Origin of the sequence: Psychromonas sp. KJ10-2 (assembly GCF_047323255.1) — a bacterium.
Taxonomy (GTDB): domain Bacteria; phylum Pseudomonadota; class Gammaproteobacteria; order Enterobacterales; family Psychromonadaceae; genus Psychromonas.
Window position 1 is genome coordinate 2,284,039 of the sequence record NZ_CP178827.1, and the last position, 14,869, is coordinate 2,298,907.

20 protein-coding genes are annotated in these 14,869 nt (G+C 37.8%); 7 read left to right on the top strand and 13 right to left on the bottom strand.

From position 1 onward, the window contains the following. The first annotated feature begins 6 nt into the window (after positions 1–6). Genes ACLKL2_RS10930 through dapB form a run of 4 tightly spaced genes read left to right on the top strand, consistent with a single transcriptional unit; the run spans position 7 to position 1,424 of the window. Entirely contained in the window at positions 7–222 is a 216-nt protein-coding gene (locus tag ACLKL2_RS10930; RefSeq protein ID WP_413691657.1) for a DUF1289 domain-containing protein, read from the top strand. Continuing rightward, positions 203–343 (top strand): hypothetical protein, encoded by a 141-nt coding sequence (locus ACLKL2_RS10935; protein WP_413691658.1) that lies wholly within the window; start codon positions 203–205, stop codon positions 341–343. The genes ACLKL2_RS10930 and ACLKL2_RS10935 overlap by 20 nt, the downstream gene beginning before the upstream one ends. Before the next feature lie 17 nt (positions 344–360). Then, positions 361–684, top strand: coding sequence for a DUF2956 domain-containing protein (locus tag ACLKL2_RS10940; protein WP_413691659.1), 324 nt, complete (start codon positions 361–363; stop codon positions 682–684). Positions 685–692: 8 nt separating this feature from the next. Beyond that, complete coding sequence (dapB, locus tag ACLKL2_RS10945; protein WP_290040885.1) at positions 693–1,424, top strand: 4-hydroxy-tetrahydrodipicolinate reductase; 732 nt, start codon at positions 693–695, stop codon at positions 1,422–1,424. A 53-nt stretch (positions 1,425–1,477) separates the two neighbouring features. Here dapB and ACLKL2_RS10950 read toward each other — a convergent pair whose 3' ends face one another. The 10 genes from ACLKL2_RS10950 to ACLKL2_RS10995 form a co-directional block, all read right to left on the bottom strand. Further along, positions 1,478–2,587, bottom strand: coding sequence for an MFS transporter (locus tag ACLKL2_RS10950; protein ID WP_413691660.1), 1,110 nt, complete (start codon positions 2,585–2,587; stop codon positions 1,478–1,480). A 63-nt stretch (positions 2,588–2,650) separates the two neighbouring features. Then, the gene (locus ACLKL2_RS10955; protein WP_413691661.1) at positions 2,651–3,556 is read right to left on the bottom strand and encodes a cyanophycin synthetase; all 906 of its coding nucleotides are present in this window, start codon (positions 3,554–3,556) and stop codon (positions 2,651–2,653) included. Then, positions 3,556–4,404, bottom strand: coding sequence for a hypothetical protein (locus tag ACLKL2_RS10960; protein WP_413691662.1), 849 nt, complete (start codon positions 4,402–4,404; stop codon positions 3,556–3,558). Before ACLKL2_RS10960 ends, ACLKL2_RS10955 begins: the two co-directional genes overlap by 1 nt. A gap of 17 nt (positions 4,405–4,421) precedes the next feature. Continuing rightward, on the bottom strand, positions 4,422–4,913 hold the full coding sequence (locus ACLKL2_RS10965) for a hypothetical protein (protein WP_413691663.1): 492 nt from the start codon (positions 4,911–4,913) through the stop codon (positions 4,422–4,424). Position 4,914: 1 nt separating this feature from the next. Further along, positions 4,915–5,370, bottom strand: coding sequence for a YHS domain-containing (seleno)protein (locus ACLKL2_RS10970; RefSeq protein WP_413691664.1), 456 nt, complete (start codon positions 5,368–5,370; stop codon positions 4,915–4,917). Positions 5,371–5,619: 249 nt separating this feature from the next. Then, positions 5,620–7,113, bottom strand: a complete 1,494-nt coding sequence (putP, locus tag ACLKL2_RS10975; protein ID WP_413691665.1) for a sodium/proline symporter PutP — start codon at positions 7,111–7,113, stop codon at positions 5,620–5,622. A 244-nt stretch (positions 7,114–7,357) separates the two neighbouring features. Beyond that, positions 7,358–8,353, bottom strand: a complete 996-nt coding sequence (locus ACLKL2_RS10980) for a DUF2860 family protein (protein ID WP_413691666.1) — start codon at positions 8,351–8,353, stop codon at positions 7,358–7,360. Positions 8,354–8,379: 26 nt separating this feature from the next. After that, positions 8,380–8,595, bottom strand: coding sequence for a DUF3820 family protein (locus ACLKL2_RS10985; RefSeq protein ID WP_413691667.1), 216 nt, complete (start codon positions 8,593–8,595; stop codon positions 8,380–8,382). A 2-nt stretch (positions 8,596–8,597) separates the two neighbouring features. Further along, a complete protein-coding gene (locus ACLKL2_RS10990) occupies positions 8,598–8,867 on the bottom strand; it encodes a hypothetical protein (protein ID WP_413691669.1) in 270 nt (89 codons plus the stop codon). Next, positions 8,846–9,997: a PLP-dependent aminotransferase family protein gene (locus ACLKL2_RS10995; RefSeq protein WP_413691671.1), complete on the bottom strand. Its 1,152-nt coding sequence runs from the start codon at positions 9,995–9,997 to the stop codon at positions 8,846–8,848. The genes ACLKL2_RS10990 and ACLKL2_RS10995 overlap by 22 nt, the downstream gene beginning before the upstream one ends. 148 nt (positions 9,998–10,145) lie before the next feature. On the opposite strand from ACLKL2_RS10995, the gene ACLKL2_RS11000 reads away from it, so the two are divergent. Together ACLKL2_RS11000 and ACLKL2_RS11005 are read left to right on the top strand one after the other, a co-directional pair. Then, on the top strand, positions 10,146–10,991 hold the full coding sequence (locus ACLKL2_RS11000; protein WP_413694303.1) for an EamA family transporter: 846 nt from the start codon (positions 10,146–10,148) through the stop codon (positions 10,989–10,991). Between the two features lie 58 nt (positions 10,992–11,049). Beyond that, positions 11,050–11,715 carry an HAD family hydrolase gene (locus tag ACLKL2_RS11005; protein WP_413691672.1) on the top strand — a complete coding sequence of 222 codons (666 nt, stop codon included), beginning with the start codon at positions 11,050–11,052 and terminating at the stop codon, positions 11,713–11,715. Between the two features lie 3 nt (positions 11,716–11,718). Here ACLKL2_RS11005 and ACLKL2_RS11010 read toward each other — a convergent pair whose 3' ends face one another. From ACLKL2_RS11010 to ACLKL2_RS11020, 3 genes are all read right to left on the bottom strand, one after another. Then, positions 11,719–12,243 carry a lipocalin family protein gene (locus ACLKL2_RS11010; RefSeq protein ID WP_113818895.1) on the bottom strand — a complete coding sequence of 175 codons (525 nt, stop codon included), beginning with the start codon at positions 12,241–12,243 and terminating at the stop codon, positions 11,719–11,721. Positions 12,244–12,414: 171 nt separating this feature from the next. Continuing rightward, positions 12,415–12,684: a helix-turn-helix domain-containing protein gene (locus tag ACLKL2_RS11015; protein WP_413694304.1), complete on the bottom strand. Its 270-nt coding sequence runs from the start codon at positions 12,682–12,684 to the stop codon at positions 12,415–12,417. After that, complete coding sequence (locus ACLKL2_RS11020) at positions 12,600–13,421, bottom strand: AraC family transcriptional regulator ligand-binding domain-containing protein (RefSeq protein WP_413691673.1); 822 nt, start codon at positions 13,419–13,421, stop codon at positions 12,600–12,602. The genes ACLKL2_RS11015 and ACLKL2_RS11020 overlap by 85 nt, the downstream gene beginning before the upstream one ends. Before the next feature lie 360 nt (positions 13,422–13,781). Between ACLKL2_RS11020 and ACLKL2_RS11025 the strand changes: the two genes are divergently transcribed. Further along, positions 13,782–14,762, top strand: a complete 981-nt coding sequence (locus tag ACLKL2_RS11025; protein WP_413691675.1) for a rhodanese-related sulfurtransferase — start codon at positions 13,782–13,784, stop codon at positions 14,760–14,762. Positions 14,763–14,869 lie beyond the last annotated feature (107 nt).

The window sequence follows — 14,869 nt, forward strand, 5'->3', positions numbered from 1 at the left end:
CATTAGATGAAATTTAGTCCGTGCACAGGTGATTGTACAAGTAATAAAAAACATTGTGGTGGATGTGGTAGAAGCCGAGATGAAATCACTGAGACACAAGTGATCACTAAGTTATTAGTAGAACACTTAGTTAAATATAATTACGAAGATCCAGAAAACTTTTTTGAAAACATTACTCGAAAGGCGATTAAACGCTCTAAGAATGCGCAAAAAAGTAACTAACGCTTCTCTCGGAGGGGATACCAAGAAAAGCGGTAAGAAAAAGTCCAAAAAGAAAGCGCTTAAAAAATTGAAAAAGCAGCAAAAGAAACAAAAAAAGAAAAGTAAAAAAGACAAGAAGTAACCTAAAGAAGAATATCGATGGCGAAATATAAACAACCAGCAGTTTCGCAAGAAACTCAAGATGAAGCACTGGCAATGGCTAAAAAAGTACAAAAGCCAGGGCAAACTAAGGAGCAAACCAAATTGGTTGCCCAAGGTATTCAAAAAGGTATTGCTGAATATAAAAAGTTAGCTAAAAGCAAACAACGTCAAGCAGATAAGGCTAAGAAGAAAAAGTCGCCAATTGCTGATGTTCAACCTGAAACAGACACCTCTAATAAATCTAACACTTCTCTCCTACCTTGGTGCTTACTTGCATTGAGTTGGATTGGATTTGTCAGTTACCACTTTTTAAATCAATAGGAACAACCATGGTTAAAGTAATTGTAAACGGCGCAAAAGGTCGTATGGGCAGTGAAGCCGTCAAAGCAGTGAATAATGATAGCGAGTTAGAGCTGGTTGCAGAATGTGACTTTGGCGATGATCTAGCTGCATTAATCAAATCTACGGGAGCACAGGTTGTTGTTGATTTAACTGCTGCGTCTGCAGGTTTTAATAATACACAAACTATCCTTAATGCAGGTGCTTGCCCAGTTATCGGTACCAGTGGTTTCCTTGAGCAACAAGTTGCTGAGTTACAAGCATTAGCACAAGAGAAAAAACTAGGCGGCTTGATCGCACCTAACTTCTCTATTGGCGCAGTATTAATGATGAAATTTGCAGTTCAAGCAGCTAAATACTTACCAGATGTTGAAGTCATTGAAGCACATAGTCCACAAAAAGAAGAAAGCCCATCGGGTACGGGTATTCGTACAGCCGAGTTAATCTCAGCAGCGCGCACTAAAGCGGCGACACCTTGCAGCGATAAAGAGTTAATCGAAGGGGCACGTGGCGCAGAGTTAAATAATGTGAAGTTACACTCTATTCGTTTACCGGGCGTTGTAGCACAACAAACCGTATTCTTTGGTGGATTAAGTGAAACCTTAAAGATTGAGCATAACTCACAGCATCGTGAGTCATTTATGCCAGGTATCTGTTTAGCCTGTAAAGAAGTGGTTAAACGCACTGAGTTAGTTTATGGCTTAGAGTACTTAATGGACTAAGGCTTTTGTCTATCGATCAAAACAAAACGCCAGCTTCTCGCTGGCGTTTTGCATTATTCCGGCATAGGTTTACTACGTTGCCCATATACAAAATAAACCAAGACTAATGGCGTACATAGGTAATAAATCACCTGTAACTGGTGAATCGCTGTACCTGATGTCATGGTAAAGACCGCAATAATGCTAAAGAAGACCACTAGCATGCATTGTGAGTAATAACTTTTACAGATAATGTAACGTGTTGGTTTATCTTGACGAGCAATATCATAGAATCGTTTATTAAACGCGAGACGGAAGAAGTTACTCAAGAAAGCAGCCAGTAATAGACCACTATAAATCACTAGACTATCCATCTCTTTATCCAGAAAGCCTCTGATCGCCCAAGAAAATGCATAACCTAGTACCGCAATACGATAGATTTTTTGCGCATTAACTCTATCAATATACTTTTTAATCACAAAAAATATTAAGGCTAATAGAATACTCAATGCAATTAATATAAGCCCCAACTGCATTACATTTTCTTGGGTTAACATGTAGATAGTTAACATCCAGAAATAACTTTCTAGAAATAGGAATAGTCCGTCCACTACAAAAATAAGCGAGGAGCGATGTTGATCTTGAAACTTAGCAACCTGCTGCAAAGTAAAAGCGGGTACCTGTTTGAGTTTGTCTAATTGTGTATGGTTATTTAAACTTTTATTCACCCATACAAAACCTAACAGCGATAACGCTAAAGACAAGACTAGCAAACCAACAAAGTACTCCATACCTAATAGGTAACTACCAATGAGCACCCCAACTTTTAGTGCAAAAACAACTAATATTTGAAAATTACCGAAGGTATTCCCAGTGTTATTATCTTCAGTGATTGCTTGAAATAAAAGGCGCTGTGTTGACCAATAAAAACAGCCAGCCGCGCCATTAACCAGGGCTCCAATACTAATCAAGTAATCATGAGAGCCCCATATTAAGAGCATCACAAACAGGCTTTGTAAGAGAAACGATAAACTAATCAGTTTAGTCCAACTGTGCTGAGCACGAAGACGATCCCAATAATATAAAGCGAGTATGAAACCAACGGCAGTGAGTGCAATAAAAGAGGCGATATCACTGATGGTAAGGCCTTTATCCCACAGGATAACTGCGATAAATAAAGGCATTAATCCTAACAGGAAGGAATGAAATCCTGTAAAAAGATAAAAGGTGCGTGTTAAAGCAGACACCTAGAAAGTGTCTGACTGTTTAACTTCCAATGCATCTAACTCATCGAAGTATTCACTGAGATCTTCTGCTTCACCATAACGAGGATAAGCATGCATTTTCAAATATGGGCGAGAGTTTACTTCTAGGAAGATACATTTTTGTTCACGGTAATCAAACTCAATGCCTTTTTCTAAAATAACATCGATACCTAATATATTCGCATCAAATAAGTTTAAAACATTTTTAAAAAGCGTTTCATTAGCTTCCGGTAGTAATTGTTTATCAATCACTTCAACAACACCACCTGGCGCTAAAGAGATACGATAAAATAATGTTGCACGTTGTTCTGCTTGTAAAATAGAATCAAAATCTAATCCCTGTTTTGCTAAAAAAGCACGAGATTGAGCTGTTTCTTTTAATGGTGAAATGACTGGATACAATTGCATCTTTTCACGAATCGCATTTTCTTTCTGCATTAACTCACGAATAGTCGAACTACCGTCACCTTTAACAGAAGGTGCATAACGTTGTAATACTGAAACGATTTTGCCATTAGCCACTACAACACGATAGTTACTACCCTCTAAAAATTGTTCAACAACAGTAAATGGCCACCATAACTTAGCCAGGAAAATCGCTTTCCATAACTCTTTGTAATCACGAATAGGGAAATGACTACCACGAGAAAAACCACTTACATTAGGTTTAATAACCAAAGGAAAACCATGCTGTTTAGCAAAACGAATCGCAGCAAATGGATTAAAGAAAATTAACCCTTGTGCATGTGGAATATTACCCTGCTTAAAACGGTCTCTTGCTTGCTCTTTACTTCTGCAACTACGACGGACTTCTAAGCTATTGTAGTTACTACAACCGCCCATGAATTTTTTACTGATCCAAGCATAAATTATTTTTTTTATATTCATTAGGAAAGCTCATTTTTTAGTTTCGATTTTAATAATCGAGCTGATTGTAGTTTTTGAAAGAAAATTGATTTCACCGGTTGCGAAGCTGGAATACCTTTAGTGACTAAAGCTAATTGTTTCATACTCGCAAAGATGAATTTAAATTTACAACTTACGGGTATATCTTGGGTTAATAAGATTAATGGCATCGGTACATAAACATTAATTTCTACAATAGAAAATTGCTCATTAAGCAGCGCTTCTAAAGAGTCCGCTCTTGCACAGAAACGTGCGATACGAAACGACCCAATTTTCGAAAACAGCGACTCTAATTTCGCAATTTGCTTTGCGCTTAGTTGAGACATACAAGATTGATAATAGGTGTCACAATTATAAATACCATTAACGGGCATCTCATCATCACTGTGATTACAAGTCTCTGTCACCGATATAATCGCTGAAGAGTGATCTGTGGTTGCACCAGGGATAAAGAATATTTCAAACTCTCTTTTCCCCTTAGCAGCCGCCTGAATTAAATAACGGGGTCCAACGTTAGGGCGATTAGCTCTGTGCTGTTGTAACGCCTCTTGCGAGTCTATACGACACACGCCCTGTGAGTTTTGCCCCCATTCAGGCTTTAAGAAAACCGGATAAGATTCCGGCTGTTTAGCACCAGTATCTTCACCTTGGTCAACAAATTGTGATAAACGCCATTGTTCAGGTATCAACAAATCCATATCTAACTTAGAAAATATATGCAGATCTTGATTGAAATAATTGGCGTTTAATTGAAAGTACTTCCACGGAGCAACCAAAAATCGGCAACACCATAAAATATATGAAAGTACTAACGAAATACGTGTTAACAAAAGTGTTCCTTACTGACTTATTTATTTTTATAGTTACGGTAGTTTGTAACAAATAAAATGAAACCTAAAATTAGAATAGAAACTGCAGTATAAAACAGGCTACCACCATCGCTTTTACCTTCGTGTATTACCTCGATACCTAACGGTGTAAATAGATGGAAGAATGCCGCACCCGCCATCACAGCAGAAGCCATTAAACCACCAATCGCATGCATTAATGCGCGGCTTGGTGCACAACTTAATATGCCAACCTTTTTAAGCACCCAAAACAATGCTGGTGATAAGAGTACCAGTGATGTAATTAACTCGACACCACCTACAGCGTAAGATCCGTAGTTAGCAAATAGAGAACCAATTGTGTTGCCTAAAAAGCCTTGCATCCACGCACCGATCGTACCAAAAATATGCTGTGTATCTGGGTGTAATGTAAATTTGTAAGGTAAAGATAATAAAAATACCTTAGCCACCCATATTACAACTGCCCAACTAAAAATAGGTAATAGTTTCATGTTATTCCTTGTTTAATTTATTCCAATTAAGATCCGCTTGTTCAATAAACTTATCTTTATTATTAACCCATGTTGCTTGAACAGATTCATCGTAGTTCAAGTAAAGTTTGCCTTTATAAACACTCCAGAAAGCAGGCTTTCCAGGTGCCGTATTATCACTTGCCATTGCCCATGCGCAGTAACCGCCATATTGAGGTGCATACTTTTCAGGATCACCTTTAAATAACGCTAAATTATCTGAACTTGAAAAGAGCCAATCAGCACCTTGATATTCTAAAGTGTATTTACTGTTACCTTCGACTGGCTTATTTTCTGTGAAGTAAGCAACGACATCATATCCACCAGCCGCTTTATTACTAAAATAACTAGTGTAAATTGCGTCAGCAGCATTAGCACTTTGTAATAATGCAAACCCCATTAATAGCGTCATTTGTAACATCGAAAATAGCTTTTTCATATTAAGTTCTGCCTTTATATAAATGAATGTAAACAATTAGACCTTGAAGGTACTATTTTTATTGCTTTATTTATTAATATTTTAGTGAAATAGTCATATTCTCAATGTTAAACGTATAAGAATAATACCTATTATGAGCAACAAAACTCTTGATAAGTAAAGACTAAAAGCACAAATAGTCAAACGTCAGAAACAAAAAAGCCTCATTTAAATAATTAAATGAGGCTTAGATAGAGCGTAAAAGTTCAGTTATAAAACAGAGAGTTTATCTTTCATCTCTTGATGCTTGGCTAATATAGTTTCGCTTGGTTGGCTGCTTAATAGACTAGTAATAACAATAGCCACTGTAGCAAACAAGATACCAGGGACAATTTCATAAACATCGAACCAACCGCCAGTTAACTGCTTCCAAACTACTATTGTCACACCACCAACTAAAATACCTGCTAATGCACCGGCACGATTCATACGAGACCAAAATAAGCTCAATACGATAACAGGACCAAATGCAGCACCGAAACCAGCCCACGCATACGATACTAAACCTAATACAGAGCTGTCTGGACTGAAGGCTAAAAATAGGGCGATCAATGATAAAGCAACCACGCCTAAACGCCCTGCAAGTACCACTTTCTCTGTGCTCGCTTCTGGGTTGATATGCTGCTTGTAGAAGTCTTCTGCTAATGCTGAAGAAGACACTAACAGTTGTGAATCTGCAGTACTCATAATCGCTGCTAGAATAGCCGCTAATAAGATCCCCGCAACCACTGGGTGGAAGACACTGTTAACCAATAACATAAAGATTGTTTCGCTATCTTCTAATACACCGCCTAAGTTATTATCTACAAAACCAATCCCCACTAAGCCAACTAGAATGGCACCAGCAATCGATAACGCAGTCCAAATCACTGAAATACGACGTGCAGTGGTCAGATCTTTATTACTACTTGCCGCTTGGAAACGCGCTAAAATATGTGGCTGACCGAAGTAACCCAAGCCCCATGCTGCTAACGAGATAATGCCAATAGCCGTCATCGGAGTACCGTCAGTATTACTAAAGGCAGATAGTAATTCTGGATTTTTTAAGGCTAAAGAAGACGTTAAATCGCCTAATGATCCATCCATTGCAATCAGCGGAACAGCAACCAGTGCAGCAGACATTAACAAACCTTGTACTAAGTCAGTCCAAGATACCGCTAAGAACCCACCAAATAAGGTGTATGAAACCACACAGACAGTACCAATAATCACGGCAATTTTATAATCCAAATCAAACACAGTTTGGAATAATTTACCGCCAGCAACTAGACCAGCACTGGTATAGAAAAGGAAGAATAATAGAATGAAGAAAGCAGAAATAGTTTGTAATAACTTGCTTTTATCTTCAAAACGACGTGCAAAATAGTCCGGTAATGTTAATGAATCATTAGTCACTATAGTGTAAGTACGTAAACGCTTTGAACATATAAGCCAATTTAACCAGCTACCAACAAGCAAACCACCAGCAAGCCAAAATGACCCATAGCCTGCAACCAGAGCATAACCTGGTAATCCTAATAACAACCAACCACTCATATCCGAAGCACCAGCAGAAATAGCTGTTGGCCAAGGACCTAATTGGCGTCCTCCTAAAAAGTAATCTGATGAATTGACGGTTTTGCGATAAGCCCAGTATCCAATACCCATCATCATCGCTAAATAAATAAGAAAAGTTGCAATCACTGCAACATTTTGGTCCAACATAAGAAATAATCCTCTTAAACACTACCCTGTGATAATTAGTATTAACGAGAACAACAATCATTCCTTAATCAGAGTTCTTAACAATACACTAACAAAATAGTCACCAAATAGTCTGACTTCTGATTTTTTCGCTCAAAATTAAAACAAAATGGCTGATTTCAAGCCAATTAATGAGACCTAAGTCACAGTTAAAAGAGTCTAGTTTTCAGCCAAAATAAATAAAACCGTATACAAAACAACCGCTCTAAAACTGATATACCATGCCTGTTGATACAATAAAACTATCGTTATCATAGAATTCGATATTGGCATCCTCTCTGCTATATCCAAGCATTACGGTCCAATCCCAGCTCTTCCAGTTAAAGGGACGTTGATAACTGTACACAGAAAAAATACTGACAGTATCAACCTTTTGTGTTGTATCAAAAATAGGATTTTCTTGTTGATGAAAACGTTTGCCAACACCTAAAGTCGTTATTAGGGTATGTCTATCACGAAACAACATCACCGCGACTTGAGCAACGTATTGATTAAAGCTATTGGCATCGCCTTCTGCGTTGCGATGTGTGTATTGCAAACTTGGTTTAAGCAATAATCCACTGTCGATGGGTAACAAGGTTTCTACTTCGAATTTTTGATACAAGCTATCGCGCTGTAATGCCGCTATTTCCTGTTCATCCATTAACTGACTTTGCCCACTTTCCTCATCATCAATGCTGCTGCTAGCCACCGCATATTTAAATGTAAATGGAGATCCCAAAATGCGTTCCACGGCAATCCTTGCACCACCAACACTCACATCGGTAGTATCACGGTTACTTGATTCAACAAAAGGATCTGACCAGGTTTCGTTAAAGAAAGATAATTTTGGGAAAAAAGCAAAGGTCAACTTACTGTCATCACTAAACTGATGCCTTAATCCAAGTTCATATTGAAACTGAGCAATGGCGACTTGATCATGACTATTACCAAGAAAAAATTGCGTATTAAGGTTATCTAAAGTGTACAGCACAGTGCCTAGAGGGTAGGTCAAACTCGATCCTGAAAACTGACCGCTATTGGTTAAATTATCAGTGATTTGGTTATCATCGTCCGTATCAAATTGTGAGGTACCGCCGCTATACCCAATATTCACGCTTAATGTCACACCCCAACCCGCTTCTTTGCTGAGAGGCTCTGCTAGTAAAGCATGACTCGCGACCATCATTACTATTGGTAAACACTTTGTCACTTTCAACATACGTCACTCCTTTACGATCAATAAACCTATTTAATCAATGGCCCCAGCAACTTCTCTAAACCATTTAATTTAACTTCATAGATAAGTGCTAATTGTTCACCAAGTTTGCCTTCTGGAAAACCTTTACTATTAAACCAAACCAAATAGGGCTCAGGTAGATGAATTAATTTACTGCCAGCATATTTTCCGAAGGGCATTGTTTGATTGATAGCATCGCTTAATGCTTGTGGATTCTCCAACATATTCATTCCTTTAAGCAGGTAGTAATTAATTCCATTAAACACAACATCTTTGAATTAATCTGAGTAGTCGCCATATTAAAGCCAATATTTAAACGAAAGCAATCTGAATATAAGCCCAATGTGCTGAACTCATCACCAATACGAATATCAAGATTATTTTGTCTCGCTAATTGCTTTAATTTACCTGTATTAAGCTTAGCAACCTCAACCCATAATACAAAACCACCTGTAGGATGACTGATTTTACTGTTTACTGGTAAGTGCTCATGCAAATAATGAATGTACTGCCGTGTTTGTTGCTGTAAATATAAACGTATTTTTTTAGGTGATTAGCATAGTCACCACGTTCAATAAAGTCTGCGATTGCTAATTGTAAAGGTGATGTAACACCTTGGTTGGCAAATAAGCGTTGTCGTAAATAAGCATCTAAATAACGCCCAGGTAAACACCAGCCTAACCGATAACCTGCGGCAATGGTTTTAGATATTGAACCACACCACAATACATACCCCTCACTATCCCAATGTTTTGCTGGTAAAGGAATGACCTGCTGCGCGCCTAACTCTAAATACACATCATCTTCAATAATCGGAATTTTATATTGTGTCGCTAATTCAACTAGTTTTTGTTTTTGTAAGGCACTCATGGATGTACCTTGCGGATTCATATGCGATGTACAAAACAATCCGGCTTTTATCGTTCCTAATTGCATCTGCTTTTGCAGTTGCTCAAGATCGATCCCTTCTTCAACGGAGGGGATCTCAACAACAGCTCGCTTCATCACCCCAAGTAATTCCAATAAGCCTGAAAAACAGGGCGAACTAATAGCAACCGCATCCCCAACTTCAGTGGTGATTTCAATTGCTGTTCTTATGGCATCTAAACAACCATGGGTGATCACACACTGCTCAGCCGCAAAATGAAAATCAACCTGCTGAAAGTGTTTACTTAAATTTTCTCGTAGACACATTTCTCCTTGTGGATCGGGATAATGACTTAATAAACTACCCTGCTGTTTGATTGCACGCTTAACGCTCTGTTGTAATTTAACAATCGGCATCAATTCGGGGTCATAACGTGCAATGCCAAACGGACAAGGATCAACAAACGGGTTATAAGGTGATGGCAATTGCGGTTGGGTAGTGATGCTCTTAAAGTTCACCAAAGTCGGTGTGTTAGGCTTTCCCTGCATGATAGATTGTTGTACAACATAATAACCTGATTGTGGTTTGGCTAATAACCAACCCAAAGATTCTAAATGTTGATAACAATTTAAAGCCGTTGTCATACTGACATTATGTAAGAGTTTAAAGTTACGTAATGACGGCATTTTACTATTAACAGCGAGTTGTCCCGATTCGATTTGTTGTATGCACTGTTGCGCTAACTGCTTATACCTCACTTTTCTTCCCCATTAAATTGTACCGCTTTTATTTTTAATTTTTGTATCTGTTCTCTTTTTTAGTTTGTTTGATAATAACCACAAGATCAAGCATTCCGTGATTAACCCATAAAGGAGATAAGATGAAAAAAATGATTTGATATTAGGCGTGATAGTCATGGTGGTATGGGGATTAAACTTCTCAGTGATAAAACTCGGTGTTAACGAGATTGACCCACTATTATTAACGGCATTACGTTTCAGCTTAGCAAGCTTACCCGCTATCTTCTTTGTTAGAAAACCTAATGTGTCATGGTTATATTTAATTGTATATGGTTGGTTATTTGCCATAGGCATTTGGGGGATGGCAACTTGGTCAATTCAATCAGGATTAAGCGCTGGCATGGCGTCGGTTTTATTACAGATGAACGTGGTGTTTGGGTTATTTCTAGGCTACTTCCTACTAAAAGAGTCGCTTTCCTTTAATAAAATAGTAGGAAGTTGCCTCGCACTGGTTGGATTATTGATCTGTTTAACCACAACCAATGGTTCAATCACTCAATCGGGGTTAGTGCTTATATTGCTTGCCGCCTTATCTTGGAGTTTAGCAAGCATTACTGTAAAAAAAGCAGCGCCGAAACAAGTGTTTGCATTTAGTTTATGGGCGATGGCATGTGCACCTATCCCTTTATTCTTAATTGTCTATTGGCAATCGGGTAGTTTGCCTTTTACGTCATTACCTGACCAACTCAACGGCCGGGTTATTTTTTCGGTATTGTTTCAAGCTTACCCTGTGACGTTGTTAGGTTATTGGATTTGGAATCGTTTATTAATTTCCTACCCATTAACCATGGTCGCACCGCTCACTTTATTAGTGCCTATTTTTGGCTTATTAGGGGGCACACTATTTTATCAAGAAGAGATTAGTCTACTCACATTGATTGCAAGCCTGTGTGTGATCAGCGGCGTATTTGTTGGATTTATCACCTTTAAACCCGCTAGAAAATTGGTATAGGAAACTTCAATAAAAAGCAGGTAAACTAACCAACCATTATTTATTGACTGGACCTGTTATGACTTACCAAGCCGCTATTTTTGATATGGATGGTTTGCTGCTAGATACCGAGCGTGTCTGTATGCAAGCCTTTGAGCAAGCTTGTCAGCAACTATCGCTGCCTTTTGTTAAAAGCGCTTACCTCAAGATCATTGGTCGCAATGCACAAGGTATTGAACAAGCGATTATGGAGCACTATGCACAATACATAGACTATGCTCCATTACGTAAAGCTTGGATGGACGGTTATTGGCCAATCGTGGAAACGCAGGCAATTCCTGTGAAAGCAGGTGTTGTCGCATTATTAGACTGGCTTAAAGCCCGCTCTATTCCAGTAGCGGTAGCTACCTCTACCCACCAGCAACTTGCAAGAACTAAGCTAAAGTTAGCTGGGTTAGATCATTATTTTGAGCATATTAGCAGTGGTTGTGAAGTCAGCAATAGCAAACCTCATCCAGAAATATTCTTACTCGCAGCGCAACGCTTAAACATAGCACCACAAAATTGTTTAGCCTTTGAGGATTCAAGCAATGGGGTTATATCAGCATTAGCAGCAGAAATGACAGTATATCAAGTGCCCGACCTCGTCATTCCCGATGAGCAGATCATCGGGTTAGGACACAATATCAAAGCATCACTTAATGATGTACTCGATGAACTCAAGCAAACAAAACAAGTTAACTGAGTATTATGAAGCTGGCAGCTGATTCACAAAAATAAGCTGCTCGGTTTTAAAACCATATTCTTGTGCAGTATTAATAAAGTCTTGTTTAATCTCATCACTGATCTCAGGAGTGCGAGATAAAAGCCATAAATACTCATGGTTATAACTGCTTATAAACGCATATTGATAATCAACTTGGTCCATTTTAAAAATAATATATGAGCCGTAAAATGGGCCAAAGAACGATACTTTTAAATGCCCTGTATTTTTATCATCAACAAAGTAGGCTTTACCCTCAGCCTCTTTCCACTGTTTATTTTCTGTAGAGTAACCTTTATTAACGACTTTTATACCACCATCTTCACGCATTGAATAAGTAGCTGTCACTTGCTCTAAGCCTTCTTCAAAAGAGTGATCTAAACGCGCTATTTCATACCAGGTCCCTAGGTATCGTTCACTATCAAAGTTTTTAACCGCTTTCATCCCTTCTGGTATACCAGTACAACCCACTTGTAAGATGACTGCTACTATCAATAATAGAAACTTCATTATTTTTTCCTTATCACTGTATTAATGATGATTAATACGTAATTTATGGAAACTTAGACCACAGAGGTTTAATGAAAAATATACTGTTTGTGTATTTAATACCAATCACAGTAAGTAACTGATCTATTTTACTTATTAAAATAACTTATTTAATGCAATTAGTATAAATACTCAGCAGAAAGCACTTTTATTTAATAATTGGTTATCACGTAAACGCATATACTCTCTAGGTGTTATGCCACTCCAACGTTTAAAAGCACGTACAAAATTATTCACATGAGTGTAAGAGAGCTTTTCAGCCAAAACTTGGTAATCATAGATATCTTGATCAATCAGATCACAGGCTTGCTGAAACCTTACTTCATCAAATACTTTACGTAATGATGTCCCCTGCTCCTGCAGCTTTCTTTTAAGGTACGCACACTCGTCCCTAATGAGTATGCAATATTCTCAGCTAACCAACCTTGACCAAAATAATTTTGTTTTAACAATAACTTAAAACTTTGGACAAAACAGTCAGGTATAGACTCTAAGCTAGATGCGTTAGCAAAGGTTTTTGATAATTGTCGTTCCTGTAACAAACTATGTTCAATGGCAATACCTGAATAACGTTGTCCTAATTGTATTTGCGCATTACTAAAAAATTGAGAATGTTCTAACCCCAATCCCAGCGTATCTTGTAACTTTATTTTACTGGGCTGCCAACCGGGCCCTGCATAGTTTTCAATGATCTTACACAGTAAACCTAATACATGTTGTTCCGCTTGCCACTGTTTATCTTTTACGTAGGGATATTGTGGCCGACAGATCCAAACACACTGCTCATTCTCTTTAAGCCAAAACAAACTATTATTATTATGCAAACCAATCTTATGAATTAAAAAGTGCAGTGCTTGATACAGGTTGTCAGCTTCTAATAACTGCTTAGTGAAATCGCCATATTCTGCTAAATCACTTTGTTCAGCTAACACGCCACCTAAATGTGGCATCGCTTTCATTTCCGCTGCAAGCTCTAAAAATCGCCACACCTTAGTTTCTAAAATAAGTTGATTAGCATCATCCAAAGGAACATGGTCTAACTCCGCCTTCTGCAATAAAGTGTCAACAGGCAAAGACAAACTATGCATATATTGAACAACAGCGATCAAATGGCTTGCTCTAATTAAATGTAAACGCATGGTTATCCCTATCCCCGCTCTAAACTTTTGTTTTTAATAAATATTGAATAAATTGAGTATAGACACTAAACAGCCGCTAGCCAGATCCGCTACCTATAAAAGAATATGAATTACCTTTTATTTGATCAAACCACTTATTATTTTCTATATTTTTTGATGTGCGACCTATTAATCACTGGATTGCACGGTATTTGTTAGAAACTTGTTAAGTTTCAATTATTAATAATAAAAAGTACTGGGTTAAAAATTTTATGAGGAAAATTAGATTAAAATTAAGACAATATAAAAATTGCTAATGCCGTTTCTATTCGTATAATGCGTGGCTAATTTACGTTTCGGTCCGTAGAACGAGGAAAAAACATGTCAAATACAGTTGTTTGTGCTTTATATAGGTTTGTTGAACTAGCCAATTACGAAGAGATTCAAATCCCATTACTTAATATATTGAATGCAAACCAAGTTAAAGGCACTTTATTGTTAGCAAGCGAAGGAATCAACGGAACCATCGCAGGCGATCAAGAAGGTATTGATAATGTCCTAAATTGGCTAAAAGCGGATCCTCGGTTAGCATCTCTTACTGCTAAGTTTTCATTTGATGATGAAAACCCGTTCTATCGCACTAAGGTTAAACTGAAAAAAGAGATTGTTACCATGGGTGTGGAGGGCATTGATCCTAACCGTACAGTGGGAACTTATGTAAAGCCTAAAGATTGGAATGCATTAATCAGCGACCCTGAAGTCTTACTGGTTGATACTCGAAACGATTATGAAATTAGCATTGGTACCTTCGAGAATGCAGTGGATCCAAAAACCACTAACTTCCGTGAATTCCCAGAGTACGTTAAAGAAAACCTAGATCCAGAAAAACATAAGAAAGTAGCTATGTTTTGTACTGGTGGTATTCGTTGTGAAAAATCAACAGCTTACCTAAAAGAACAAGGTTTTGATGAGGTTTACCACTTAGAAGGTGGTGTATTAAAATACCTAGAAGAAATACCTGAAGAAGAAACGATGTGGAAAGGCGAGTGTTTTGTTTTCGATAATCGCGTATCAGTGAACCACCAGCTAGAAAAAGGTCAATATGACCAATGCCACGGTTGTCGCTTACCTATTACCGAGGAAGATAAAAAATCAGACAAATACATGCAAGGCGTTAGCTGTCATCAATGTCATGATTCACTTTCTGAAGAGCAAAAACAACGTTTTCTTGAACGTGAAAAGCAAATTCGTTTATCTGAGCAGCGCGGTCAAAACCATATTGGCTCAGATGCAGTGAGTCAGCTAGAAGAAAACAGAGCGATTAAACAAGCGCAAAAAATGAAACAGCGTGAAAAAGCGTAATTCAAACCTGTGCCAATAAACACTATTGGCACTCCCCCTTTATCAAATATTTACATATTTAAAGTAAAAATATAATTTTTTATAAACTCTTGTTTAAAAAGTATAAA